The organism is Streptomyces sp. NBC_01294 (assembly GCF_035917235.1).
GTDB lineage: Bacteria > Actinomycetota > Actinomycetes > Streptomycetales > Streptomycetaceae > Streptomyces > Streptomyces caledonius.
The window spans coordinates 248,811-272,126 of sequence record NZ_CP108424.1 but is presented as its reverse complement, the minus strand read 5'-3'; the positions used below and the strand labels follow the sequence as shown (position 1 = coordinate 272,126).

Below are 23,316 nucleotides of genomic sequence, written 5' to 3'. Positions count from 1 at the left end.
GCAGCCAGGGCTCGTAATCGTCCGCAGTGCGATGAAGTCAAGATCCCCCCTGAGGATCGAGCCGGGCCCCGCCCGGACACGTCTTGCTGTGTGCTCGGAGACACGCATCCATGCGTGAACGGTTCCCTATTTCCGTCCGTGCAGCGAATGCCGTGCCCCTAACAACGAATAGGGTCGCTTCACAGCGACTCCATTCACAGGCCCAGTTGCGGTTCGGGTACCCCGCACCCGTCGGCAGCACCGACGACGGCCGCATGCGACGCCTCACCGTCCACCTCCCACCCGCCTACGCACAGCGCCTGTTCGACGCCCAGCAGCAAGGAACCGGCGACCAGGAACTGCGCGCGATCGTCGCCGAAGGACTGCAAGAGGTGTACTTCAAAGACGGCGGCCGCACCGACCACCTCGAAGTCGAACTCACCGACATCGACTACATCGACGTCTCCTTCTGAGACGAGGGCCGGGCGGTCGCGTCCACCCGGACAGGCGTGCCGAAGCGCGCTAGTGCTGTGACCGGGAAGGTTCGCCGGTTCCGCTGAGGGGGCACTTGCGTACTCTGCTGGGGCAGGAGGGTCGGTTGGTGATGGAGGAACAGTGACGGCGCAGGATCCACCGGTGGCACGTCTACGGGTTCGGAACAACGGTGCCGAGCTGTTGGAGTTGGTCCTTGAGTGCTACGGGAGTGACCACTGGCTCCGTCCCGGTGAAACCTTCGTCGTTTGGACGATCGGCTCCTCCGAAGGCGATCCCTGGCCGGGGACGACACTTGGCAACGAGCCCTTCCAGGTGGACTACCGGCCAGGTTCTGTAACGGTGCATTTCAACGGGGTCCACGGATATGTCACGGATGTCGCCGGCAACGAGATCGACTGCGGGCACCGGCGCCCGGCCGACGCTGAGACTGGGTGACCCTGGCGGCTGTGAAGGGTCAGGCCGCCTTCAGCGGCCGTCCACCCCAGCGGAGCCCTTTCTCGCAGCGGATGCGGGCGCGTTCGCGTCGTTGGGCTGCGAGGACGTCGGGGTGGCGGGCGTTTTTGTTGCGCCAGCGCAGGTAGGCGTGCAGGGCCCGGGTCTGGACGGTGTGGTTGGGGTGGTTCGAATTGGCCAGGGTGAACTGCCGTAGCGGTCCGAAGTGGGCTTCGATCGGGTTGGCCCAGGAGGCGTAGGTCGGCGTGAAGCACAGCTCGACCTTGTTCTTCGCCGCCCACCTGCGGATTCTCCAGTTCAGGTGGGCGGAGAGGTTGTCGAGGATCACGTAGATCGGGGCGCCGTCCGGGCGGGCGGCCCGGAGCGTTCTCAAGGCGGCCCAGGTGTGGTCGATGCCCTTGCGGCGCCGGTTGATCCGCTCGGTCCCGGGCCACCGCCAGCCAGCATCCGGCGGTGCCCCTGCCGCTGGCGGTGGCACGGCGTTGGAGGGCTTCGAAGAGCAGCTGGCCGGCGGTGGTGTCCCAGACGACGAGCCCGCCGTCGAGGCCCAGGTCCTCGCTCGGGCAGTTACCCGGCAACGGCGACCAGGACGGGGAACCTGTCCTGGACGAGGGAGCCGCGCCGGGTTTGCAGAAGCAGTCGGCCGCCGTGGCCTGCGGAGGTGAAGAGGATCGCGCGGTGGCCGTGCAGCGCGCTGTCCTGGAAGCCGCGGCCGCCGCCATGGCGTAGAGCGCCTCTTCTCTCGCTGTCGGGAAGCCGGGCGTCAGCGCGCCTCGCACCGCCGCCGTCACGCGCCGGGCCAGGATGGTGGCCCCGCGGGCCCGTTGCCTTCGGGGGAAGGAGATCAGATGATCACCACGGACATCCAGCACTGTGGCAGCTCTGTCCTGGTCAGTGTCGGCGGGGCACTCGACGAGCAAGCGGGGGCGGTGCTTCAGCAGCGCTGGAGGACGTCGCCGTGGCGACAACGAAACGCAGTCAGCGGCCGCTCACCCGCTGGGCCTCTACCCTGCAGTCGGGGCCACTGGCTTCGCGACCAGCCTTGAAACAACGCTGGTCCTTCATGGAGCACTGCCCACGTGTGTCTCCAGCCGTGGACGACGGCATCGTCTACAGCGCCAGTGCCGACACGTTGTATGCGCTGCATACCTGAAGCACGCGCCATGCCTGTTCACTAACAGGTCAACTCCGTCAGACCCTGCCGGTCGAGCACTCCCCTCGGGATCGGTGGGTTCGCATTTTGAGGTGTCGCGTATTCCGTTCCGTACGCGCGGGGGCGGTCTTCCCCCTGCACCGGCCGTCCCTGATCCTCCCCGGCGGCGAAGGGAACCCGAGCCGGGCAGGGGGCTGCCGGCCGGGGCAGTGCGACGGCGACGACCTGATCATGCCGAAGGGCGGCTACTTCCACCGCCGCCACCTGCTCGACGAAGCCCGCCTCCATCTCGTCCTCGTCCAGCGCGGCCGCCGCCGCGAACGCTTCCGCGTCTGGCGGGGTCTGCACCTCCCAGGCGCGGTCGTCGACCGGTACCCAGCCGAACAGCAGGCGCATGTCCGCGGTGCTGCGCGTGGATGGGACCTGTCCCGCGCCTCGGCGGCGCCGGAACTTTCCGGTTCCTGGCCCTCTCGCCGCCGACCTCCACCGGTGGCACCATGAGCCCGGACGGTGCCGACGCTCGGTACCGATTTCCTGGGGTCAACATGAACATTCGGCTCCCACTCGCCCGACTCACCCACTTCTTCGTGACAGCCGCGTTGGGTGCGCTGACCGCCTGCGGCGGCTCCGGTGGGCAATCGCCCCCGCAGGAATCCCCGTCCGTCGTGCCGGGCACGTCCTCGGCGCTCTCCCCGGCTCCGACCGCACCCAGCACGCCCGGTACCACCCCCGGTACGCCCGCACCGACTACCCCCGGGCCCGACGGTGGCACGCCGCCCCTCGGCTCGGCGCTCCTCCAGCCCGTGTGGCCGTTCCCCACGCTCGCCCAAGCCCAGGCGTGGCAACGGGAATTCCGCTCCGGGGGCCACCAGCCCTGGCATCTCGACCCGGAGCAGACCGCTCTCTCCTTCACCCAGGGCTACCTCGGGTTCAAGGATGTCGGCCGAGTCTCCTCGCGCACTGTCACTGGCCGCGATGCCCGGATCGGCGTGGGCCTGAGCCTGCCCCCGGGCGCCGAGGGCTACAGGAGCACGGTCGCGGTCATCCACCTCGTACGGTACGGCGCCGGCCCGGACGCCCCGTGGGAGGTCGTGGGCACCGACGACACGACGTTCTCGCTGACCACGCCCGCTTACGGATCGGTCGTGCGCTCCCCGGTGCGGACCGGCGGCCGGATCAGCGGTGTGGACGAGAGCATCCGCGTGGACGTGCGCCAGCCCTCGTCCACGGCCCCGATCGGCACCTCCTGCTGCATTCCGGCCGGCGGAAGCGCGCAGCCCTGGAATGCGACCGTGTCGTTCACCGGCGCCCGTGACCCGGTGCTGACCATCGTCGCGTCCACCGGCGGGCACATCTCCGATGTGGAGCGCTTCACGGTCACGGCGGTGCGAACCGGCTGACGCGGGACGCGAAAGAGACCCGGGCCGGTTTCCCGGTTGGGGGCCGGGCCGGGCCGCTCGCAGAGCGGATGGTCGCCGAGGGCCGGAGAGCGTGAAGGCAGGCGTGGGGCCGGCGAACCGAGTCGCCTGACTCGGTCTCCTTGGAGCGATCACCGTTGAGCGGTGGTGCTGGCTCCGTCGAGTGATTCCCGGATGATGTCCGCGTGCCCTGCATGCTGGGCGGTCTCCCTGATCAGGTGGAGCAGGATCCGGCGGGCGGACCAGTAGACCGTCTCCGGCGGAGACCACGGAGTGCTCGGTAGGGGCACGCGCCGGTCCATGTCCCGCAGGTCGGCCACAGCCTGTTCGGTCGTCCGTGCCGCGGCTGCGTACTGTTTCAGCAGCCCGGTAAGCGTCTCGTCGTCAGCCATGCCGTACTGCCCCATGTCCAGCATGCCCTTCGGCAGCTCTCCGTCCCCCTTGACCATGATCTGCATCCACACCTGCTCGCCTCGGGTGATGTGCTTGACGATCCCGCCCAGCGTGAGGTCGCTCGCGGTCGTGCGCTGTGCGGCTTGAGCGTCGGTGATGCCGCGAACCGTGATCAGCAGCAACTCCCGCTGCTCCGAGAGCGCATGCAGAAGCTCACCGCGCTCGCCTCGAAGAAGTGGGGTCGGGTTTTGCGACGAAGTGGTCATGAGCAAACCGTAGGAGGCATATAGGCCAGAAAGTGTCCTCGATTGCGGGTGGTGCGCGCGCACCAGGGAGACAACGGCCCCTCCCTCTGGCCGTCGCGTCAGGGGTCCGCTCCCGCAGCTCTCAGGCAACGACCGGTGCGGACACCTGCCCCAGCGGTGCCCGTGGGTGCTCCAGGTGCGCGGCCGCCCCCTCGGGCGACGAGTCGTACCCGAGTGCCGGCACACACTCTCGGCGGCGGCCCGAATCCGTTCGTCCAACCAATCTCGGCTGAGCAGGGGGTTGACGAGCGGTGCCAGATGGCATGCTCAAGCGCTCCGCCATCGGCTCGCGGCCTGGTCAACCAGGTACCACGGATTTGGATTGCACGGGACAGCGGCATTCAGCGGAACGAGGCACTCGGCACAGAGAAACCCCTGCAACGGTGCACAGGGGGGCCGGATGGTTCGGGTGGGGCGGTGGTGTCACCACCCGTGGATGAAGGCTGCGGCCTCGGCAGCGTTGTCGGCGACTCCGACGGGCAGCCACTCGCCGGACTCCTCCTCGAGCTCGAAGAGGACGCGGGGGGCGTCGGGGGCGAGATGCGCGGCTCGGCCGCGGGCCGCCGGGTCCAGGGGTTCGGCTCGGCGGCGGCCGGTGATCTGCCTGTCGGACTCCCGCCGGCGGTCGCGGCGTTCGGCCCACGCAGCCAGCGGTTCCCCGTCGGCGTCCACGTCGCTCTCCTATCGCCAGCGGGCCCCGGGGAGCAGGTTCCCGGGGGCGTCCAGCCATGGTGTCTCACCGTCGGGACCCACCGTAAGGCCGAAGCGGTCCAGGACGGGGCTGCCTTGGGCCTCCCACCACCCGCAGGCCGACTCTACGGCGTCCCACAGGCGCCGCGGGCCGTGCTGGTAGACGATGCCCGGCCCGTACCCCTCCGGCCACCGCACCGCCGCCCACGAGTGATCGGTGAGGGAGTACCACCAGGCGGCCGGGGCGCCGTCGGGTTCGGTGTGGGTGGTGTGCGCGACATGGGTGACGGCGAGGCTGATGGCGTGGTGGGCCTCGGCGAGCTGGTCGGGCTGCACGGCCGTGCCGGTCGAGCCCGGCCACTCCTTGACGTACTTCTCGACGTCCGGCCAAACCGTGCGGTGCGACCGCGCTTTCATGAACTCCACCGCGGTGACGAATGGCCCGGACGCGGTGCCGTCGGCGTGGACCGTGAGGCGGGCGGCGGCGTCGCGGCTGCTGTAGTGCGTGCCGTACGGGGCGACGATGACGCCGCCGGGCCTGACCTGTTCCACCCAGGCGCGCGGGATGCTGCGCACGCCGAACGTGCACAGCAGCCGGTCGTACGGGCCGCGGTCGGGGTGGCCGGCGAGGGCGTCGCCGGTGACCGCCTCGGCGTAGAGGCCGAGGGTGCACAGCCGCTCCCGCGCCGCCGCCGACACAGCCGGGTCCACGTCGATGGTGGTGACGTTGGCGGCGCCGCACCGGTGCGCCAGAAGGGCGGCGGTCTCGCCGGTGCCGGTGCCCGCGTCCAGGACGCGCATCCCGGCATCGGCATCCAGGGCGGCGAGGAGGCGGAACACCACCGAGGGCTGGGAGCTGGACGACGTCGGAACCGTGCCCGGATTAGTGCCGCGATGGGCGCCGTCGTCCCACTGGGTGACCACGGACAGGTCACTATCGGCGTATCCGTACCAGGCGGCCGGATCCGTGCGCCGGTCCACGGTCACCGCGCGGGCAGCAAGGACGCCGGCCGTCTGCTGGCGGTCGGCCGGGATGAACGGCCACATGACCGGAGGCAGGAACGCCGCGCGGTCGACGTCGGCGAAGGCGGGCGCCCAGTCGGAGGAGAGGGCACCGGATTCCATGAGGCAGCGCCCCAGCTCGGTACGGCTGGGGCGCTCCTGGTGTGCGATGACGGTCATGGGTTACCGGTGCTTCCCGCCACCGGAGGGCGTGCTGGTGTCGGGATTGGACGGCGGCGGTGGGGGCGGGGTGGAGATCGGCGCGGACCCTCCGCCGTGGCTCCCTCCGCCACCTCCTCCTCCGCTGCCGCTCCCTCCACCGCTCCCGCTCCCGCTCCCGCTGTTCCCGCTGTTGTTGGCCATGGCGGTACTCCTCTCGGTCGTGCGGTACCGGCCGGGCCTGGTGGCCGGCCGGGGTCGTACGCCCCACGGTCGGGGTGCCGAAGCGTCAGGGGAAGGCCGCCTCGGCAGCCGCCCCGCCGCGCGGCCGCCTCAGGGGTCGGCGATCCGCTCGGCACGACGTCGGATCACGATGAGGGTGTCCGGGGCATCTGTTTCCCACTGGTGGAAGGTGCCGCCGTAGATGGGCCGCAGCACCCACACCGGCACAGGGCCCGGGCCCTTCTCGCGGACGTCCGTGACGATGGCGCCGTGTCCGGCGGCGTCTTTGACCTGGTCGCCGACCCACGCCCGGGGCCCGCTCACCGGGCGCCCGCCACGTCCGGAGCGAGCAGGCGCAAGGGTTCCAGCTCACGGGGGTCGGCCGTCCACTCCCGCCCCGAGCCATCCATGGGACGCATGTGCGCGGTCCGGCCGACCGGCTTGCCGGTGACCTTGGAGGTACGGATGAACACAGTGCCGACGGTGCCGGTGCGCTCCGTTGCGGGGTGGATGACCTCCCGCCCCAACAGGTGGTGGTCGCCGTCCTCCCGCACCCACACGTTCGTGTCGTTCCTGATCACGTCCGTTGCCTCCTGCCTGTCGGCTTGGGGTGGGAGTGCGCCCCGTTGCTAGGCCAGGACGCACCCTCGGGGGGATGTGCTGTGCGTAGTCAACCGGTGACAGGCAAGGTGGGGCGTGGGCTGTGCCGGACTTTCAGGCGGACTTTTCTCCCCCGGTGCGCCTGAAAGTCCGGGCCGGGTGGCTCTACCGTGCGAGGAGAGGTCACACCACGGAATGCGAGGGGGCGTCATGTCCGAACCGGCGGAGGAGCCAAGGGCGTTCGCGGACCTGGTCGACGGTTTCGGGTGGCGTAGCCCCCAGCAGTTCATCCGCGTGTACGCGGCTGTCGCGGCCCGGATCGGTGAACGCGAGGACGTCACCGACCGGCAGATCCGCCGGTGGCGAGCGCCGGCACCGCCGTGCCCGCAGCCGGGCCGTCAACGGGTTTTAGAAGCGATGCTCGGCGTGCCCCTGGAACAGGCTGGCTTCCGGGTTCCGGAGCACCGCCGCAACCCTGTCACGGCCCCCGTGGCGGTGCTGGACCCGATCCCCGAACTCCGCGAGAGGCCCGATCCGATGCAGGACCGCCGCACCATCCTGGCCGCCGCGGGCGGCATCGCCCTCGGCGTGGCCGGAATAGCGGCGCCCGCCACCGCCTACGACGCGCCCCTCATCGGCACGGACACCGTGACCGACCTGCGCCGTGGCCTCGCCTCGCTGTACGGGCTCGACGACCGGTTCGGCGGCGCCACGGTCGGCCCGCTCGCCGCCGCCCACCTCTCCCGCGTGCGGCGCCTGATCGATACCGGGTCCTATCCCGAGACGATCGGTCGCCAGCTGAGGCTCATCTCCGGCGAGACTGCCGAACACGTCGGGTGGCTGGCGTTCGATGCCGGCGACCACGCGCGTGCCCGCTCGTACTGGGTACAGGCGCGCGAGACGGCGGCCGAACTGCGTGACGACTCCCTCGGCGTCCTGGTGCTCGCGTCCATGGCGCTGCTGGAGCTGCGGGAGAAACAGCCCCGGCCCGCGCTGGACCACGCCCGGCAGGCCGCCGAACTCGCCGCGCCTTGGGCGCCGCCGTCGCTGCTGTCCATCCTCGCCACCCGGGAAGCACGGGCGCTGGCCATGTTCGGCGACTCGGCGTCGGCACGCACCACGCTGGCCAACGCGGCCCGCCTGTACGAGAAGGACCGCGGGTCCAGGCCGGCACCGGACTGGACGCTGTTCCACGGCCCCGCCGAACTCGCCTCGGCACAGGCCGAGCTGTTCACCGCGGCCGGGCATCACCGCGCTGCCGTGTCGTGGCTGCGCCGTTCCCTGGAACGGCAGGAAGCCACCTACGCCCGCAACGAGGCCTTGCAGCGGGCCGGACTCGCCGGAGCGCTCGCCCGGTCGGGAGACGCCGACGAGGCTGCACACCACATCGAGCAGGGCGAGGCCCTGCTCACCGAAGTGTCCTCGGGACGGGCGCGGGAATCGCTGGCCGTGGCCCGCCGCGAGCTGGACCGTGTCCGCCCCGCCCGATAAGGAGCCCCCGTGAAATACACCACCGTCACCGACCCTGTCGCCGCCGGGCGGGAGCTGGACGACCTTGCCCCCGTCTATGAAGCCGTGTTCGCCGAGCCCCCATACTTGGAGGGACCGCGTGACGTCGCCGAGTTCCTGGAGCGCTACCAGCGCGAGCACAAGACGCCCGGCTTCCGGCTGGTCCTGGCCCGCGACGCCGGTAAGCTCGCCGGGTTCGCCTACGGCCTCCCCCTCGCGTCCACCACCGGATGGTGGTCCGGATTCCAGGACACCGACCTGCCCGAGGAGTTCACCCGCGAGGACGGACACCGCACCTTCGGCGTGATGGAACTCGCCGTGCTCGCCGACCGGCGCGGCCACGGCGTCGGCCGGGCCCTGCACACCGCTCTGCTCGACGGAGTCACCGCCGAGCGGGTCACCCTCACCGTCCGCCCCGAAGCGCCGGCCGCCGCCTGGTACGAGCGCCTCGGATACACGCTCATCGGCCTTACCCGGCCTTGGGATGGGGCACCCGTGTACCGATCCATGATCAAGCCACTGCGGCCCTGATGTTAGATGATCGCCTCGACGGCCCTGCGGGCTTCGTCCTCGTCCGCGATGCGGGCATTGAGCCGCTGGACCTTCCTGATCGGCATCTCCGCGGCCGCGACAAGGAACGTGCCGATCCTGCAGGACGGCGGTGCGGGGTGGACAGCTAGCTGCCAGAGAGTGCCGGCTCCCTCCTTGACCTGACAGTCGAGGCGCCCCTCGCCATAGGGATGTCGGTTGTAGGGCAGACAGCAAGGTAGTCGACCCCTCGGCCAGCAAGGCCGCCAGAAAGTCCATCCTCCGCATTCTGCCTGGCCCCGCCGACAAGCCGCCCCTCGATCGGCGGCCGGTCACGCGCGCTGGTAGCCGTGACCCGGCGGCGGGTACTCCCGGCCCGGGGCTCCGGCCACCCCGTGGAGGACGCTCCACTCGAACTCCGGCAACTTCCCCGGCAGCCCGGTCCCATCGTCGGCAGCCTCGTCGATCGCCTTCAGGAGCCGCAGCGACCGCTCCTGGTCCGCCTTCGCCCGCTCCGAGCCCCGGGCCGCGGGGCCGGGCCCGGCGGGGGTGGAGCGGTACGCGGGAGGTGCAGGGCGCCCGAGCGCCACGCACCCGCCAGCACCGCGGCCCCGGCCAGCAGGCTCAGGGACAGGCCCGCGGTCCCGTACCCGGACTGGTCGGCCCACCAGCCGCATGCGGCCAGCACCGTCCCCGCCAGCACGCCAGCGCCGGTACGGCGCTGCCTGCCCGTCATCACCACCGCTCCCCCGTCCAGTTGATGCGGGTCAGCTCTGGGGCCCGTGTCCTTGGAGATCTTCACGGCGTATGAGCGGACCTCGTCGGACTCCGGCACCCACGGCCCGGGAAGCGCACCCGGGGGGCCGGACGGCCGGCTCGGGCCGAGGGCCATGCGGACGCAGGTGATCATGAGGACCGCCACGGCGCCGAGCAGCAGCGTCCACGCGGCCGGGCCGCAGCCCGGCCAAGGGGCCGCCGTACCGGGCGCCGTAGTGGTGGACGGCCCAGCCCGCGCCGCTCAGCGCGAGGCCGAGCGCGGTGCCGCCGAGGAATCGTCGCGGGTTCACCGCTGGTTCTCCTTCCGCCGGGCCGCGACCCATCTGGTCGTACCCCCCTGGCAACGGTCCCCACCCGCGAAGGGTCCCAGTCATCCTGGCGGCCGGGTGCTGTCTGAGCACTGGGGCTCCGGGCCGCCCTTCCATCGCCGTGTGGTGGGATGGCTCGATGAACGCTCGCGATGTCGCTCGCCGACTACCGGATATCGCCACCCTGCGAAACCTGTGCCGGTCGATGGCGATGCTGGACGCGATCCTCCAGCCCGGCGCACCGTACCTGCGTCACCACCGGTTCGACGCCCACTGGTCCGCGACGCAGGAACTGGCCTCGATGGACAACGGCGGGGGAGATACGTACTCCATCGTCTTCTCGGCGGCCGGAGCGTACATCCGCGGGTTCGACCACGAGTCTCCAATGAGCCCGTACGCGGGCGACGGGACGCCGTGGCCCGGCGTGGTCGACACCGTCCCGGAGGTCTTCCGGTCCTGCGTCGAGGAACCTGCTTTCCATCTGGATGGCATTGCGCACGTCACCGTCTGCCTGTGGCGGGAGAACACTGACGGGCAGTGGCGGACGGGAGAGGTCGACTTCGAAGGCGGCCGTTTGGTCCCGGACGGGTCCGACTGGCTCTTTCGCCGCCTGGTCGAGGGGACGCCCGAGACGTACCAGGCATGGGCGCAGAGGTACTACCGCACTCCGGTGGACCTGGACGCAGTCATCGATGTGTACGAGCTGCGGCCTCTCACGTCGGAGCTGGTCGTCGCCTTGAACCCCACCGTGACGCTGGAGCAGCTCGGTGACACCATCGCGTCGATCGGCTACCGGGCCTGAGCAGAAGCGGGGCCGTCCCTGCGCTGTGTCTTCCGCTACTGGAACTTCTCCACAGGCGTGCGCCGGCCGGCCCGGAAGTCGATCAGGGCGGCACTGATGTCGAGCGCCGAGCCGAAGAAGAGCACCGAGCGATCAGCCGCCACGAGGATCGTGCCACCACCCCGCACACGGTGCACGACAGCCACCACACCGTCCCCGGGCAGCAGCACGTGACCGGTTTCGGCGTCCGGAGCGATTCGGCGGTACAGCGCCTCGCCGAACTCGATGAGGCGCTGCTGCTCCGGCGTGGGCGGCAAGGCGTCTGCGGACTTCTTCGCGCTCTCCTCGCTCATCCCGCCGCCCCGTCCGGGACTGCGGCGAACTCCGCGATCAGGTCCGCGTCGCGCATTCCGGGCAGGGCGTACCCCTCGGCCTCGTCCCACGGGACGTCGAGGTCGTCCATGTGCACACGCCAGTCGGCATCCGGCATGGCCCGGCGCAACTCCGTGACGGAATCCAGCACATGGGCGATCACCGGCATCAGGCGACCGGGATCGAGCGGCATTTTGGTGGACCCGGCGACGATCTCCTGAGGCCCGGCCGCACGGTCGTACACGTACAGGCTTTCCTCGTCGCTGTAGGGAAACGACGCAATGTGTGCGGCGACGACGTGCGCGATGGAGGCCGACTCGGCCTCGGTCAGTGGTGTCGTGCGGTGCGCGCTGTAGTAGAGGGAGACGCTCATGGCGGGCAGCGTATGACGGGGGTGTGACAGTGCGGGCCGAGCGCCGGGACGAACCCCGCCCGGGGCCGACGCCCGGCCGGGCGGGGAACAGCCCTTGCCTGCCCCTGACTACGCCGTCGGCGCGGCGTGCTCAAGACGGGCCCGGAGTTCGTCCTCGGCTGCGGCGAACTCGGCAGGCAGCCCTGGCAGGAGGGCAAGAGCGGCAGTGATGAGCTCCGCCGACGCCCGTGGGTCTTCCCGGACCGCCCGGAACAGTACGGCGGCGTCCATGGGGGCCAGCTGGTAGCGCCATGCGGGGTGGGCGTGCGTGGCCGCGTAGTGGGCGGTCAGGATCTCGACGGAGGACAGCTCGGCTCCGCACCGGCGCAGGAGCATCGCCAAGCCGTACTGGTTGATGAGCCCGCAGATGTCCTCTGCTCGGGCCTGGTTGCGGTGGTGCGCGTCGTGGATCTCGTAGACCACGGCGTACACGAGCGCGCGTTCCCGGTCCGTGCGCGGCATCGGGAACGGCTCGTCCCTCAGCAGCGCCTCGATGTCGGCCGGACGGAGGAGGGGGCGACGGCTCGTGCCGGTAGTGGGGCAGATCGTCAGGCGGACGGCACCGAGTGCGACGGCGTCCTGCGAGAGCTTTCGCGCGTACCGAAGGCCCTCGCCCGCCGCCGGCTCGGCCTCCCGGCAGGCTGCCCGCACCTGCGCGACCGTCGGCCCGTCGGTCCACGCGAACGTCCACGCGCGTGCGGAGCCGGACCACTCGGCCTCGACCGCACCGTGCCGGTGGAGGTCGAGGCCGAACCGTTCGCTGAGCGTACGGGCGAGTCGGCGAAGGCGCGTCGCGCGGTCGGAAGCCATCGGCCGCCAGTATCCACGGAACGCAGCCGGACCCACGCACCGGTCCGGCCTTCGCGAAGCGCCGGTCCCGGCCCTGGCCCAACGGCATGGTTGCGCGCCGACCCGCCGGAGACGCCGGCGCTGACGCGGCGGTGCCGCGCAGCCAGGCCGGCCAGGCCGGCCAGGCCGGCCAGGCCGGCCAGGCCGGCGTCAGGCGCAGGCCTCCCGATCCCGACCGGAACCGGTCGATCACGCGTGCCTCTCCGAGGACGGCCAGGGGCGGCGTCCCGGGCGTGGCCAGGTGCTTGACGGTCAGTCCGAAGGTGCCTGCGGACAGGGCGGCGAGGGTGTCGGCGTCTTCGTTGGTTGACCAGCCGGAGAGGCGGTCCTCGTCTGCGGCGTCGTCGGCCAGGAGCAGGTGCGGGTCGTCCAGTCGGAACCGGCGCGTCCCGCCCCCGGCGACGGCGACGACCAGGGCGGCGGACGGTGCTTCCATGGGGACGGCGATCTTGCCGTGGGCCAGGAGCCAGGCGACGACTCCGTGCACCTGATCCGGCACGCCCGCGGAGTCATGGTCGGCTGGCTGCCCGACGAAGTCAGCCCGCCTCCCCGGCGGCGCGGCCCTCGCCGCGGCCGCCGGCCCTCGCCCCATGATCTGCCCGGGCTCCGGCACGCCTTCGGCCTCGCCATGGCCGCAGCACTCCGCACAGCCGGCCTGACCGTGGAGACCCGAGGCGATGAGTGGCTCCTGGTCCTCTTCGACAACACAGCCGACGCCTCACCCCCGCAGGTGGCGGGGCCGGCGGGCTGAGAGCGCCTACGGGGCGGGGGTGAACTCCACGTCGGTGCCGCCACAACCGGCAGCGATGTCCAGCAGCCGGTCCCGCTCCGCCTCGTCGACCGCGAGGCCCCAGCAGAGCTTCGTCGCGGTCCATTCGGAGCCGTACCGGCACAGCGCGTCCGGGGCTGGCGGCAGCCACTGCGCCGGGTCCTGGTCGGCCTTGCTCCTGTTCGAGCGGGCTGTCACCGCCACCAGAGAGGCCGGCTGGCCCTGGTCGTTCGCGTACGCCCTCCCGCCGCGTCGGTCACGGAGACCTCGTCGTAGTACGAGACCCACATACCCCCCGTCAGCGCGCAGCCCGGACCGATCTCCGGGTAGTCGACCGCCTCCGCCAGGAGGACCTCCTGGCGGGTGTTGCAGCCGTCGGCCGGAACATCACCGGCATTCCAGTGCTTGAACGAGGTCCGCTGGTAGCCGGTCCGGTCCTCCACCGCGACGGGCAACGCGGACACCGCGACCCCGATCGGCAACACCTGCGGCACGACGGCCGCGACCGGAGCCGGGGTGGCGGGTGGTGCGGCCGCGTGCGCGGCCGTGGGCAGAGACAGAGTCAGGGCGAAGGCGGCGGCCGCGACAGCGGACCGCTTCATGATCATCATGGACCGGTTGTACCGGCCCCGCACCGTCACCAACAGGCCACCCCGACTCGGTTCACCCGCCCGCGCACACCAGTTCACCGGCGAAACGCCACTGCACCCTGCGGCCAGCGGCCCCCGCGGTCTGCTGGGACTACCCGCGCCGCGGCCCTGTCCCGGCAGGGGTGATCAGGCCCTGCGCAGGCAAGACGCCCCGGCAGGACGGCACCACAGGTCAAGGGTGGTGATCAACGATGGCCAGACCCGTCTGGACCGGGGTCCTCTCCTTCGGACTCGTCTCGATACCGGTCGCGCTGTACACCGCGACCGACAGCCACACGATCCACTTCCACCAGCTGCAGCGCGGCACTTCCGACCGGATCCGCAACCGGCGGGTGAACGAGCGCACCGGCAAGGAGGTGGAGCTGGAGGAGATCGTCAAGGGCTACGACACCGGCGAGGAGTACGTGCTCGTCGAGCCGGAGGAGCTCGAGGAGATCGCTCCGGGGCGGTCGAAAACGATCGAGATCAGCGGGTTCGTGGACCTGGACACCGTAGATCCGATCTTCTTCGACAAGACGTACTACCTGGGGCCGAAGGGCAAGGAGTACAGCAAGGTCTACGGCCTGCTGGAGCAGGCGCTGGAGGAGTCCAGCCGGGCCGGGATCGCGACCTTCGTGATGCGCGGCCGCGAGTGCCTCCTCGCTCTGAAGGCGGAGAAGGGACTGCTGGCCGTGCACACACTGCACTGGTCGGACGAGATCCGCGACCCCCACCAGGAAATCCCCGACCTGCCCAAGACCGGCAAGGCGAGCGCGGGGGAGCTGAAAATGGCCCACCAGCTGATCGACGCCCTCGCCATCGACTGGCAGCCAAAGGAATACGACGACGTCTACCAAGAGAAGGTCGCCGCCCTCATCGAGGCCAAGCAGGCCGGCGAGACGGTCGAGAAGGCCGAACCCGCGCCGAAGGCCACCGGCGCCGTGGACCTCATGGAGGCCCTGCGCGCGTCCGTCGAACGCGCCCGCAGCCCCAAGGACACCGGCGAGAAGGCCAGCACCTCCACCACCCGCGCGAAGAGCGCCGGGAAGGGGTCGGGCGCCGCGAAGAAGCGCACCACCAGCTCTCCGGGAACCTCCCGTTCCCGGTCGCTGGAGTCGCTGACGAAGGCGGAGCTGTACGAGAAGGCCACCAAGGCCGGCATCCGCGGCCGATCCGGCATGAGCCACGACGAACTCGCCGACGCCCTCGCCCACGCCAAGAGCAGCTGAGCAGCCGGGAGACGTTCGGCCCTTCAACCGGCGGCCTCGGTCGGCCCGGTTCCGAACCGCAGAACATCCTCCACGCCCATGTCCAAGCGCAGCCGCTGGAACCTGAGCGGGTGGCGGAAGACGCCGCCGTGGTGTCGATGAGCGTTGGCCGCGCGAACTGCGGGACGACCACGCACGAATCAGCATCGCGAAGCGGCTGGCCAAGTAGTCAGCACTCCCCGTTCGTGGCAGCCCCGCCCCACGCGGGGCTGCCACAAGCGTCTAGACGGCCTGGTCCCGGCACTGAGCTGACGCCGCCCGAAACCCCCGTCCTCGGGCGGCGTCAGCTCAGTGCCGGGACCGCGAGAGGCCCCCCGGTCGTCGGCGGGGGCTCCGGTTTCCCGTCCCCTCACCGACCCTCCGGCGCCCACTCTGCCAAGCCCTGGAGCACCGCGCATTGGCCCGGCGTGCACAGTGTCTTGACGGAGAGTCGCCCCGCCGCCCGCGCCCCGGGGCCCCGGCTCTTGTTGCGCGGGCCGCCACGGCCGGTGTAAACCCGTGATCATGCTGCCCGAGAGAACGTTCCGCAGCGCGGAACTAGCGCCCGCCGACCGTTTCGAGAGCTGGCGGGCCCTGATGTCGGAGACGCATGCGCCCATGGAGATGCGCAGTGAGCACGCCGCCGACTTCTGGGTGAACCAGCGCGTCATCTCGCTCGGCGGGATCACGGTCTATCCGATGGAATGCCGTCCCCTGATCTTCCAGCGCACACCGAAGCTGATAGCGAGGTCGGACCCCGAGGCGTTCCACCTCTCGCTGATCAAACGCGGGGCGGGAGCGGTAACGCTGGGCAAGAACACCGTGGTGCACGGTGTGTTTGACATCCACACCAGTGACACGTCACGGCCGTTCGAGATCAGTTCCGGCCCGCATTCCGTCGAGATCATCGGGGTCGAGGTACCCAAGGCGCTGCTGCCGCTGCCCCCGCACACCGCTGGCCGGGTCATCGGCAAGCGCATCTCGGCCCGGGAGGGAATGGGGGCCCTGCTGGCCACCTTCCTCGACCAGGTGACCAAGGACAGCCGGTCGTACCGTCCGGCCGAGGGCCCGCGCCTGAGCGGCGTACTGGCCGATCTCGTCGCCTCGCTCTTCGCCGGTGTCCTCGAAGCGGACCGGTCCTTGACCCCGGAGACGCACCGGCGTGCCCTGGCGCTCCGCGTGATGGCCTTCATCCGGGACAACGCCGACGATCCGCTGCTGGACGTCCCCGCGATCGCCGCCGCCCACCACATCTCCGTCAGCTATCTCCACCGGGTGTTCCAGCAGGCGGGGGACGGGGCGACGGCCGCTGCTTTCCTTCAGGGCCAGCGGCTCGCGCGGGCACGCCAGGACCTGGCGGACCCGCTGCACCAGGAGGTGCCCGTGCACGTCATCGGCGCCCGGCGGGGCTTCCGGCACGCGTCCGCGTTCAGCCGGGCGTTCCGCGAGGCCTATGGCCTGCCGCCCGCGGCCTTCCGCGGGCAGGCCCGGGCGGACAACCTGGCCGGGACGCACGCCTCCTAGTGGGGCGGGGGTGCCCCGGCCCTCTCCCAGCCACTGGGCTGGCCGCCACCGTGTGCAGGGCGATCTCTCTTCGTCCGTCGACGTGGCAGTTCTGCCTGACCGCGGTGTAAGGCCGCCGTAGGAGCTGCTCGCCGTCGAGCTTCAAAAGGTCGAAGGAGATGGAGTAGGTCGACCACCGGGCGGCCAGGCCCGGGGCGCTGCGGGCGCGGGCGGCGGTGCTGCAACGCCTGGAACGACAGCCGGCCGATCGCGGGGTCCCAGACGACGAGCTCGCCGTCGAGGGCCAGGCCGCCGGGGCGCTGCCCGGCGACCGCCACCAGGTCCGACCGCCGCGGTCCTGGACCAGCGCCCCTCGCGGGCCTCCTGTCGTTGACCATTCCCGCCGACCACACCACGTCCTAGACTGCGACCGCTCCAAAACCTGGCGATCATCAGGAGGGCGCGCAAGATGAACCGAGCACTGATCAGCGCATTTGCGGCCGTGACGTTAGTTGTGTCCGGGGGAAGTGCCGCCACCGCTTCCGACGGCGCTCCGCCGCGCACCACGCACGGCCCTTGCCAGTACACACAGACCCCGGACGAGCCGCCCGCGCGTCATGTTCCGCTGCCGCCTGACCCGCGGCGCACCCCTAGCCGTGGCACGGTTGACATGGCTGTTCCGACCAGCCAGGGTCCGCTCCCACTGCGTTTGGACCAGGCCAAGGCGCCGTGCACGGTCCAGAGTTTTCTGCACCTGGCACGGCATGGGTTCTACGACCGGACGGTGTGCCACCGTCTGACGGCGTATCCGACGCTGAAGGTCCTGCAGTGCGGCGACCCGACCGGTACCGGTGAGGGAGGGCCCGGGTACAAGTACAAGGACGAGCTGCCGGTGGATTTGCCACCCGCACCGACCGATCCGACCGGCGCGCGCCGCCTGTACGGGCGCGGCCTGCTGGCGATGGCCAACGCCGGCCCGGACACGAACGGCTCACAGTTTTTCGTCGTTTACGGCGACTCCGCACTACGCCCGAACTACACGGTGTTCGGCACGGTCGGCCCCGACGGCCTGGCAACACTCGACAAAACCGCCGCCGGAGGAATCGAGCCGACCGCGGAGGACCCGGCGCCGGTCGACGGCACACCCGTGCTGCGGACCGAACTGCTCCGCGTCCGGCCGTCCTGCTGGCATTGACTCCCCCGCGGCCGCGCCAAAGCCGCGGCCGCTGCGGTGGCGTCTGTCCGGGGGCCAGGGTGGGGGTGGTGGTGGAGCGGGAGCGGGAGCGGGAGCGGGCCATTGTCGTGAGCCGACCAGGAGGCCCGCTTCCTGGTCCGGCAGGATCTCCTGGACCGGCTGCACCACCGGCAGTTCGAGTTCGCCGTGCGGGACCTGATGCACCGCGACGGCTGCGCGGATGCCCTGCAGGTCGGCGGCCGCGGCAACAACGGTGCGGACGTGAAAGCCACCGATCCGTACGGCCGGCGCTGGGTCATCCAGTGCAAGCACCACAAGGCCGGCTGGTCCGGGAAGCCTGTCGGCCCCCGACCTCCACGTCCTCAACGGCACCGGACGTCAGGTCCACGGAGGTGACGTGCTGGTCATGCTCACCAACGGCCGCATCACCAGCAACGCCGTCACCTTCGCCAAGTCGCAGCGCCTGCACCTGGTCGACCGCCACCTCCTCGCCCAGTGGGCCGCCGGATCCCGCCCCCTGTGGGAACTCCTCCGCGCCGTACCCCCACCCCGCAAACCGACCCCGCTGTCCTGAGCCCCTCCCCCGGCAACGGGCCCCGGGCGGCAGCAGCCCGGTGAAGGGGCCGCCCTCTTCCGGCGCTCGCAACAGCAGGCCATGGCCGCACCCGCCACCGCGGGCGTTACTGCCGCTGTCGCGCAGCCGGCGCCCGCTGCCAGGCGACGTCGCGCCGCCCTGCAGTCCACATCGGTATAAGGGGACGGCCAAGCCCCGCCGCCGGTGTTGTGCTGCGGGGCTGGCGAGGCCACTGGAGCCCGGTTGCTGGCCAGGGTAGTCGGAGCGTCCCAGGCCGGGCGGCCGGTTTCCGCGTCGCTCGATGGGCCGCTGTGGGGGGAAACGCTGTGCGTGGGCAGGCCGGTCGGGGCAGCCTGGAGGTCGTGGACCGGCCTCTCGGCCAGCCCGACCCCGCGCCACGAGGAGGAGATGGTCGTCACGGACAGGGTGCTGCAGGCGTTGGGAGCCGCGCACGAGGGAGCGGTGGGGGTGCTGCTGGCCGACGGCAGCGAGCCGGGCCCGGTCTACTTCGACGTGGGCAGCGGACCGTCCCTGCCGTCCTCGACCGAGTGGCACGCCTATGATGGCCGGTTCGGCCGGCCCCGGGCCGCCCTCCTGCGGGGGACCTGCTCGTGCGGCTGGCGGGCCATGGCCGAGTACCCCCTCGACTGGACCACCGAGCCGCTGTACGAGGCGGACGTCGACCTGTCCGGGCCGGTCGCGGACTACGACGCACACCTGTCGGCGATCCGGGACGCGGCCGTCCAACTCCCCCCGGACCTCACCGGGCTCCTCACCGAACTCGTCCGCCAGCTCGACGGCCTGGCCACCGAGAAGCCGCAAGGCCCGCGGAGGGCGGCGGCCCCTGCGGAATGCACACGTCCGCGCGGACTGCCGGGCGTGACCGCGTGCCTGTGGGGCGGGCGGCGGGTGGCGTGCCCGGTGGCAACGGGGCGGGCGGGCCGGGGTGAGCCACCGTGCCCGTGTTGACGTGGGGCAATCGGGACGGCCCCCGAGGGCCCGCAGGGCGGTCCTGCACTTGCGTTCCCGTGTTCCGGGGCGGGATTGGGCGGCGGAGCCCTTGGTCACCGTTCCGCTGATCCGTTCGATGACATACGCTGCCAAACGGGCGAGGCGATCCACCCAGTCAGTAGTGAGTCGAGAGGTCGATGGCACGGGAGCCGATGACGCACGGACGGGACACCGGTCCGCCGGAGGTCCGTGGCACCTGGAACTCGACGCTGTCGTCCGAGGAGTTCGCCGCGGTCAGGGGCGTCGGGTTCGATCCGGTCGGGCAGGTGTTCGGCACAGCCGTCTTCAACCGGTCCTCTTGGAACAGCCCGGGCCAATGGGCGGGCACCTGCGGCGCGGAGTGGTCCTCCTCGATGCGGGTGTCGTCCTCCTCGCAAACGGTGCAGTCGATGTACGCGGCGCGGACGCTGGCCCTTACCCGCGCGGTGGCCGAGTGCCGCACGCTCGGCGGTGACGGGATCGTCGGGGTGACGCTGCGGGTCGGCAAGTTCCCCGCCGGGGGTCTGGAGTTCACCGCGTGGGGCACCGCGGTCCGGGCCCGTTCGCGCATCAGACCGCGTCTTCCCTTCACCTCGCACCTCAGCGGCCAGGACGTCGCCAAGCTCATGGACCGCGGATGGGTTCCCACCGGTCTCGCCTTCGGCATCGCCCTCGCGACCCGGCACGACGACTGGCGTACCTCCCGCCGAAAAGCGTGGACCGCCGAGAACCAGGAAGTCCCCGCGTACACCCGGCTGCTCCACCACGCCCGCCAGGACGCCCGGGGACGACTGGCCCTCGAGGCCGTGAAGCACGGTGGCGACGGGGTGGTGGTGGAGGGACCGGAGCTGACGGTGAGTGAGAGCGAATGCCCCGGAATCGAAGGCGCGCGCGACCTCACGGCGGAGGCGGTCTTCGTCGGCACCACGATCGCCCGGTTCCGCCGCTCCGAGCGGCCCGCCGGGCCCGGGACACTGACCATCATGAGACTGGAGCGCGAGCGCTGACATGACCGAGCGAACGGGGCAGGGGCCGGCCGGGGGAACCGCAGGGCCGGCTGCGGAGGGCGTGGCCGAGGACGCGATGCGGCGGCTCGCGCAGCTACAACCGGGCGAGAAGGGGTCGCTCTTCACCTCGGACCTGACGGTGAACGAGTTCCTGCTGGTGCGCGAGGTCGGTTTCCGGCCCCTCGGCCTGGTCCTCGGCACCTCCGTCTACCACGTCGGCATCCAGTTCGGCCGGTGGTCGAAGAACCAGGAGCTGACCAAGCTGTCACAGGCCATGTACGACGCGCGCGAGCTGGCGATGAACCGGATGGAGGCGGAGGCGAGCGCCCTGGGGGCGGACGGGATCGTGGGGGTGCGCCTGGACATCGAGTTCAAGGAGTTCGGGTCGGACATAGCCGAGTTCATCGCGATCGGCACGGCCGTGAAGGCGGACGGCGCCGACCCCGGACCGGGCGGGACCTGGCTCAACAACAAGGGCAAGCCGTTCACCTCGAACCTGTCCGGCCAGGACTTCTGGACATTGGTTCGGGCCGGGTACGCGCCACTGGACATGGTCATGGGCTCGTGCGTCTACCACGTGGCACACCAGCGGTTCGGCCAAGTACTCGGCAACGCGGGCCGCAACGTCGAGATCGAGCCGTTCACCCAGGCGCTCTACGACGCACGCGGGCTGGCGATGAGCCGCATGCAGGCGGAGGGGAACGCCCTGGAGGCCGAGGGGATCGTGGCGGTGCAGTTGCAGCAGCACTCTCATACCTGGGGGTCGCACACCACCGAGTTCTTCGCGATCGGGACGGCGGTGCGCCCGCTCCGCGACGACCACGTCATCGACCGGCCGACCATGGTGCTGAGCCTCGATGCCTGAGATGCCTGGGACGCCTGAGATGGAAGTGGAACTGCTGGCCGCGGCGCTGCGCCGGGACAGCGCGGACCTGGACCTGTACGCCAACGTGCTGTTGGCGAGCCTGGCGGACTCGCTGCCGCCCGGCGCCGTGCGGGTCACGCGCAGGCGTTCCGTCGCCGACCGGGTGGCCGGGCGGGAGGGTTCGGTCGCCGATCTGGACGTGGCGCTCGGTGAGCAGCGGCTTTCTCTGCGGATGGACCGGGGGCGGGTGACCGGGGCGGTCTGCCACGAGGTCCGGGGCATCGTGCTCTCACGGCGCCCGGTGGGCCTGGACGAGTGGATCGACACCCTGGCCCGGTCCCTGGCCGGCGTCGCCGCCTCGAACGCCCGTGCCCGCGAGGCCCTTGAGCGCTTCCTGGCCTGAACTTCGCCGGTTTGCCCCGTCAGCCGAGCCGGGCCGGGGAGGAGGCGCCGGGGGCCAGCACGCGCGGGCTGCCGCCGCCGTCGGCGGCGGGGACGGTCCAAAGGCGCGTCTTCGACGACCAGGCAGTCGTGGGGTTCGGCACCGAGCCGCATGGCGGCCTGCAATACGGCGCGGGCGCAGGCTTGCCTTCCACCACGGCGGCCGCGTCCACAAGGACTTCGGGGACCGGCAGGCCGGTCCGGGCGAAGCGGCCGCGTACTCGGTGTTCGTAGTTCGAGGTCACCAGCGCCCACGAGCCCGCCGACAGGGCGCCCAGCAGATCCGCTGCGCCGTCGAAGGCCGCGTAGATGCCGGATCGGACGTCTTCGTCCTCCAACTCGTGCAGAGCCGCCAGGCACTCCGCCGGGTCGCAGTGCGGAGCGACCCAGGCGAATGTCTCCAGAGGCCTGGTACGCAAAGCCGTCTCGTAGACCTCTTCGGGGTCCAGACCGTACTGCTTCGCCCACGCCCGCCAGACCAGCCGCTGGTTTTCCACCGCATTGATCAACGTACCGTCCACATCGAACAGGACGTACTTGGCGGGTGCTGGCCGAGGCGGTCTGTTGATCATGTCACCAGCGCGCCAGCGACAAGTCGGCGGGCCAGACCGCTGGCACGACAGGCTCTGGGAGGTTCAAGTTCGCGGCCACGGCTCTGCAGAAGCCACCCGCCGTCTTCAACAACACGCTTCCGTAGCCAGCCGGCAGTACCGTCGATGCGGCGGCCCACCGGTTCTTCCAGGTACTCGAGGCTTCGGTCAAGCGCCTCGTTCACGGGCTGCGCGCCGGGTCGTGGTCCTCGGCGAAAAATCAGAGGTGGACGGTGGCCTCGGAAGGGCCACCGTCATGACCCGCCACCTGGAGCCAGCCCTTCCTCTGGGCGCAAATCTGCCCGAGAGCGGCCTTGGCATCCCCCTGGTGGCCAGGTCGAAGATCTCCCTGCCGTATCGGGTCCACCTCAGCGCCCATCGCCATGACGGTGACCCAGCCCCCTCGGACGGCAAGTCGGCCCAGTGGTCCCCGGCCTAACTCCGCGTGAGGGGCCGGGGCGGCATGGTGCGGGTGCCCAAGTTCTCCCCGCCGCGGCCGACCGGTACGCTCCCGCCCGTGAACGATCTTCGGGTGGGAGCGTCCGTAGTCGCGGGCGGACTGGTCTTCGGCACACTCACCGTCATAGGTGGCTGGTGGGCCCTCAACGGCGGGATCTACGGCTGCACCGCCGCGGACGCGGCATTGCAGGAGCCGATGGCCGCCCAGGTCCGGGCGCTCGGCACCCCGCAAGGAGCACAGGCCGACGACGCGTCCTTCTCCGGCTGCGACGACGACGACGCCTTCGCGTACGTCGGCCGGGAGTACACCGAGCCCGCCCGCCGGGCGGACGTAGTCGCCTACTACCGGACGGCCGCCGCCCAGAACGGCTGGCTGCCAGCACCGCCCGAGCCGGACGAGCCCGCCGGGCGCAACGACCCGGACGGCGAGCGGATCGGCCTCTGCTTCACCAAGCGGATCGACGGTGCCACCTCCCATCTCGGCGTGTCCTGGGCATTCGACGGGGAGCAGGGCTACACGGTGGAGGCCCGGGCGAGCCAGAGCGGCAGCTCCTGGTGTCCGTGAGGGCGGGCCCTGTGGCCGATGGCGGATGGAGTGCTCCCGACCGCCATTCGCAGGCCAGTACCACCACACCCTCTCCG

At 71.2% G+C, this 23,316-nt stretch carries 24 protein-coding genes and 4 pseudogenes; 15 read left to right on the top strand and 13 right to left on the bottom strand.

The window, feature by feature from the left end; genetic code table 11:
• Positions 1-110 precede the first annotated feature (110 nt).
• Positions 111-452, top strand: a complete 342-nt coding sequence (gene tpg / locus OG534_RS38440; protein ID WP_442807277.1) for a telomere-protecting terminal protein Tpg — start codon at positions 111-113, stop codon at positions 450-452.
• 476 nt (positions 453-928) lie between these two features.
• Here tpg and OG534_RS38435 read toward each other — a convergent pair.
• Together OG534_RS38435 and OG534_RS38430 are read right to left on the bottom strand one after the other, a co-directional pair.
• Positions 929-1,342, bottom strand: a pseudogene (locus tag OG534_RS38435) (transposase); the annotation flags it as partial.
• Positions 1,343-2,101: 759 nt separating this feature from the next.
• Entirely contained in the window at positions 2,102-2,476 is a 375-nt protein-coding gene (locus OG534_RS38430; protein ID WP_326594323.1) for a hypothetical protein, read from the bottom strand.
• A 149-nt stretch (positions 2,477-2,625) separates the two neighbouring features.
• On the opposite strand from OG534_RS38430, the gene OG534_RS38425 reads away from it, so the two are divergent.
• Positions 2,626-3,480, top strand: a complete 855-nt coding sequence (locus tag OG534_RS38425) for a hypothetical protein (RefSeq protein WP_326594321.1) — start codon at positions 2,626-2,628, stop codon at positions 3,478-3,480.
• A 149-nt stretch (positions 3,481-3,629) separates the two neighbouring features.
• On the opposite strand, the gene OG534_RS38420 is transcribed toward OG534_RS38425, so the two are convergent.
• The 5 genes from OG534_RS38420 to OG534_RS38400 all read right to left on the bottom strand — a co-directional run bounded on the left by OG534_RS38420 (position 3,630) and on the right by OG534_RS38400 (position 6,850).
• On the bottom strand, positions 3,630-4,157 hold the full coding sequence (locus OG534_RS38420) for a DinB family protein (protein WP_326594320.1): 528 nt from the start codon (positions 4,155-4,157) through the stop codon (positions 3,630-3,632).
• Between the two features lie 462 nt (positions 4,158-4,619).
• The gene (locus OG534_RS38415; RefSeq protein WP_326594319.1) at positions 4,620-4,868 is read right to left on the bottom strand and encodes a DUF6087 family protein; all 249 of its coding nucleotides are present in this window, start codon (positions 4,866-4,868) and stop codon (positions 4,620-4,622) included.
• Between the two features lie 9 nt (positions 4,869-4,877).
• Complete coding sequence (locus OG534_RS38410; RefSeq protein WP_326594318.1) at positions 4,878-6,068, bottom strand: methyltransferase domain-containing protein; 1,191 nt, start codon at positions 6,066-6,068, stop codon at positions 4,878-4,880.
• A 312-nt stretch (positions 6,069-6,380) separates the two neighbouring features.
• Positions 6,381-6,593, bottom strand: a complete 213-nt coding sequence (locus tag OG534_RS38405; protein WP_326594316.1) for a hypothetical protein — start codon at positions 6,591-6,593, stop codon at positions 6,381-6,383.
• Positions 6,590-6,850 (bottom strand): hypothetical protein, encoded by a 261-nt coding sequence (locus tag OG534_RS38400; RefSeq protein WP_326594314.1) that lies wholly within the window; start codon positions 6,848-6,850, stop codon positions 6,590-6,592. Before OG534_RS38400 ends, OG534_RS38405 begins: the two co-directional genes overlap by 4 nt.
• 229 nt (positions 6,851-7,079) lie before the next feature.
• On the opposite strand from OG534_RS38400, the gene OG534_RS38395 reads away from it, so the two are divergent.
• Together OG534_RS38395 and OG534_RS38390 are read left to right on the top strand one after the other, a co-directional pair.
• A complete protein-coding gene (locus tag OG534_RS38395; protein ID WP_326594313.1) occupies positions 7,080-8,360 on the top strand; it encodes a hypothetical protein in 1,281 nt (426 codons plus the stop codon).
• 9 nt (positions 8,361-8,369) lie between these two features.
• The gene (locus OG534_RS38390; protein ID WP_326594312.1) at positions 8,370-8,909 is read left to right on the top strand and encodes a GNAT family N-acetyltransferase; all 540 of its coding nucleotides are present in this window, start codon (positions 8,370-8,372) and stop codon (positions 8,907-8,909) included.
• 329 nt (positions 8,910-9,238) lie between these two features.
• Here the strand turns inward: OG534_RS38390 and OG534_RS38380 are convergent, their stop codons facing one another.
• Entirely contained in the window at positions 9,239-9,496 is a 258-nt protein-coding gene (locus tag OG534_RS38380) for a hypothetical protein (protein WP_326594355.1), read from the bottom strand.
• Positions 9,497-10,130: 634 nt separating this feature from the next.
• Between OG534_RS38380 and OG534_RS38375 the strand changes: the two genes are divergently transcribed.
• A complete protein-coding gene (locus OG534_RS38375) occupies positions 10,131-10,793 on the top strand; it encodes a hypothetical protein (RefSeq protein WP_326594311.1) in 663 nt (220 codons plus the stop codon).
• Positions 10,794-10,828: 35 nt separating this feature from the next.
• On the opposite strand, the gene OG534_RS38370 is transcribed toward OG534_RS38375, so the two are convergent.
• From OG534_RS38370 to OG534_RS38360, 3 genes are all read right to left on the bottom strand, one after another.
• Positions 10,829-11,125, bottom strand: coding sequence for a hypothetical protein (locus OG534_RS38370; protein ID WP_326594309.1), 297 nt, complete (start codon positions 11,123-11,125; stop codon positions 10,829-10,831).
• A complete protein-coding gene (locus OG534_RS38365; RefSeq protein WP_326594307.1) occupies positions 11,122-11,517 on the bottom strand; it encodes a hypothetical protein in 396 nt (131 codons plus the stop codon). Before OG534_RS38365 ends, OG534_RS38370 begins: the two co-directional genes overlap by 4 nt.
• Before the next feature lie 108 nt (positions 11,518-11,625).
• Entirely contained in the window at positions 11,626-12,366 is a 741-nt protein-coding gene (locus tag OG534_RS38360; RefSeq protein WP_326594305.1) for a hypothetical protein, read from the bottom strand.
• 493 nt (positions 12,367-12,859) lie between these two features.
• Between OG534_RS38360 and OG534_RS38355 the strand changes: the two genes are divergently transcribed.
• Entirely contained in the window at positions 12,860-13,156 is a 297-nt protein-coding gene (locus tag OG534_RS38355) for a hypothetical protein (RefSeq protein WP_326594303.1), read from the top strand.
• A 6-nt stretch (positions 13,157-13,162) separates the two neighbouring features.
• Here the strand turns inward: OG534_RS38355 and OG534_RS38350 are convergent.
• Positions 13,163-13,776, bottom strand: a pseudogene (locus OG534_RS38350) (HNH endonuclease).
• Positions 13,777-14,015: 239 nt separating this feature from the next.
• Between OG534_RS38350 and ku the strand changes: the two are divergent.
• The 8 genes and pseudogenes from ku (at position 14,016) to OG534_RS38310 (ending at position 21,587) form a co-directional block, all read left to right on the top strand.
• Positions 14,016-15,032, top strand: coding sequence for a non-homologous end joining protein Ku (ku, locus tag OG534_RS38345; RefSeq protein WP_326594301.1), 1,017 nt, complete (start codon positions 14,016-14,018; stop codon positions 15,030-15,032).
• A gap of 543 nt (positions 15,033-15,575) precedes the next feature.
• Positions 15,576-16,574, top strand: a complete 999-nt coding sequence (locus tag OG534_RS38340; RefSeq protein WP_326594300.1) for an AraC family transcriptional regulator — start codon at positions 15,576-15,578, stop codon at positions 16,572-16,574.
• A 448-nt stretch (positions 16,575-17,022) separates the two neighbouring features.
• Positions 17,023-17,748: a peptidylprolyl isomerase gene (locus tag OG534_RS38335; RefSeq protein ID WP_326594298.1), complete on the top strand. Its 726-nt coding sequence runs from the start codon at positions 17,023-17,025 to the stop codon at positions 17,746-17,748.
• A gap of 150 nt (positions 17,749-17,898) precedes the next feature.
• Positions 17,899-18,322: pseudogene (locus tag OG534_RS38330) on the top strand (restriction endonuclease); the annotation flags it as partial.
• A gap of 330 nt (positions 18,323-18,652) precedes the next feature.
• Positions 18,653-19,291 (top strand): hypothetical protein, encoded by a 639-nt coding sequence (locus OG534_RS38325; RefSeq protein ID WP_326594296.1) that lies wholly within the window; start codon positions 18,653-18,655, stop codon positions 19,289-19,291.
• 194 nt (positions 19,292-19,485) lie between these two features.
• Positions 19,486-20,319 carry a heavy metal-binding domain-containing protein gene (locus OG534_RS38320; protein ID WP_326594295.1) on the top strand — a complete coding sequence of 278 codons (834 nt, stop codon included), beginning with the start codon at positions 19,486-19,488 and terminating at the stop codon, positions 20,317-20,319.
• Positions 20,320-20,395: 76 nt separating this feature from the next.
• Positions 20,396-21,184 (top strand): heavy metal-binding domain-containing protein, encoded by a 789-nt coding sequence (locus OG534_RS38315; protein ID WP_326594352.1) that lies wholly within the window; start codon positions 20,396-20,398, stop codon positions 21,182-21,184.
• Entirely contained in the window at positions 21,177-21,587 is a 411-nt protein-coding gene (locus OG534_RS38310; protein WP_326594294.1) for a hypothetical protein, read from the top strand. Before OG534_RS38315 ends, OG534_RS38310 begins: the two co-directional genes overlap by 8 nt.
• Positions 21,588-21,688: 101 nt before the next feature.
• Here the strand turns inward: OG534_RS38310 and OG534_RS38305 are convergent.
• A pseudogene (locus OG534_RS38305) lies at positions 21,689-22,197 on the bottom strand (HAD-IA family hydrolase); the annotation flags it as partial.
• 535 nt (positions 22,198-22,732) lie between these two features.
• On the opposite strand from OG534_RS38305, the gene OG534_RS38300 reads away from it, so the two are divergent.
• A complete protein-coding gene (locus OG534_RS38300) occupies positions 22,733-23,239 on the top strand; it encodes a hypothetical protein (RefSeq protein ID WP_326594293.1) in 507 nt (168 codons plus the stop codon).
• Positions 23,240-23,316: the final 77 nt, after the last annotated feature.

What these genes read in the sequence shown, in the direction of transcription:
- OG534_RS38430 (WP_326594323.1), bottom strand. Translation starts at nt 2,476, where the DNA reads ATGCGCCTGCTGTTCGGCTGGGTACCGGTCGACGACCGCGCCTGGGAG.
- OG534_RS38425 (WP_326594321.1), top strand. Translation starts at nt 2,626, where the DNA reads ATGAACATTCGGCTCCCACTCGCCCGACTCACCCACTTCTTCGTGACA.
- OG534_RS38340 (WP_326594300.1), top strand. Translation starts at nt 15,576, where the DNA reads ATGCTGCCCGAGAGAACGTTCCGCAGCGCGGAACTAGCGCCCGCCGAC.
- OG534_RS38335 (WP_326594298.1), top strand. Translation starts at nt 17,023, where the DNA reads ATGAACCGAGCACTGATCAGCGCATTTGCGGCCGTGACGTTAGTTGTG.
- tpg (WP_442807277.1), top strand. Translation starts at nt 111, where the DNA reads ATGCGTGAACGGTTCCCTATTTCCGTCCGTGCAGCGAATGCCGTGCCC.
- OG534_RS38315 (WP_326594352.1), top strand. Translation starts at nt 20,396, where the DNA reads ATGCGGCGGCTCGCGCAGCTACAACCGGGCGAGAAGGGGTCGCTCTTC.
- OG534_RS38310 (WP_326594294.1), top strand. Translation starts at nt 21,177, where the DNA reads ATGCCTGAGATGCCTGGGACGCCTGAGATGGAAGTGGAACTGCTGGCC.
- OG534_RS38375 (WP_326594311.1), top strand. Translation starts at nt 10,131, where the DNA reads ATGAACGCTCGCGATGTCGCTCGCCGACTACCGGATATCGCCACCCTG.
- OG534_RS38370 (WP_326594309.1), bottom strand. Translation starts at nt 11,125, where the DNA reads ATGAGCGAGGAGAGCGCGAAGAAGTCCGCAGACGCCTTGCCGCCCACG.
- ku (WP_326594301.1), top strand. Translation starts at nt 14,016, where the DNA reads ATGGCCAGACCCGTCTGGACCGGGGTCCTCTCCTTCGGACTCGTCTCG.
- OG534_RS38395 (WP_326594313.1), top strand. Translation starts at nt 7,080, where the DNA reads ATGTCCGAACCGGCGGAGGAGCCAAGGGCGTTCGCGGACCTGGTCGAC.
- OG534_RS38360 (WP_326594305.1), bottom strand. Translation starts at nt 12,366, where the DNA reads ATGGCTTCCGACCGCGCGACGCGCCTTCGCCGACTCGCCCGTACGCTC.
- OG534_RS38410 (WP_326594318.1), bottom strand. Translation starts at nt 6,068, where the DNA reads ATGACCGTCATCGCACACCAGGAGCGCCCCAGCCGTACCGAGCTGGGG.
- OG534_RS38420 (WP_326594320.1), bottom strand. Translation starts at nt 4,157, where the DNA reads ATGACCACTTCGTCGCAAAACCCGACCCCACTTCTTCGAGGCGAGCGC.
- OG534_RS38365 (WP_326594307.1), bottom strand. Translation starts at nt 11,517, where the DNA reads ATGAGCGTCTCCCTCTACTACAGCGCGCACCGCACGACACCACTGACC.
- OG534_RS38320 (WP_326594295.1), top strand. Translation starts at nt 19,486, where the DNA reads ATGACGCACGGACGGGACACCGGTCCGCCGGAGGTCCGTGGCACCTGG.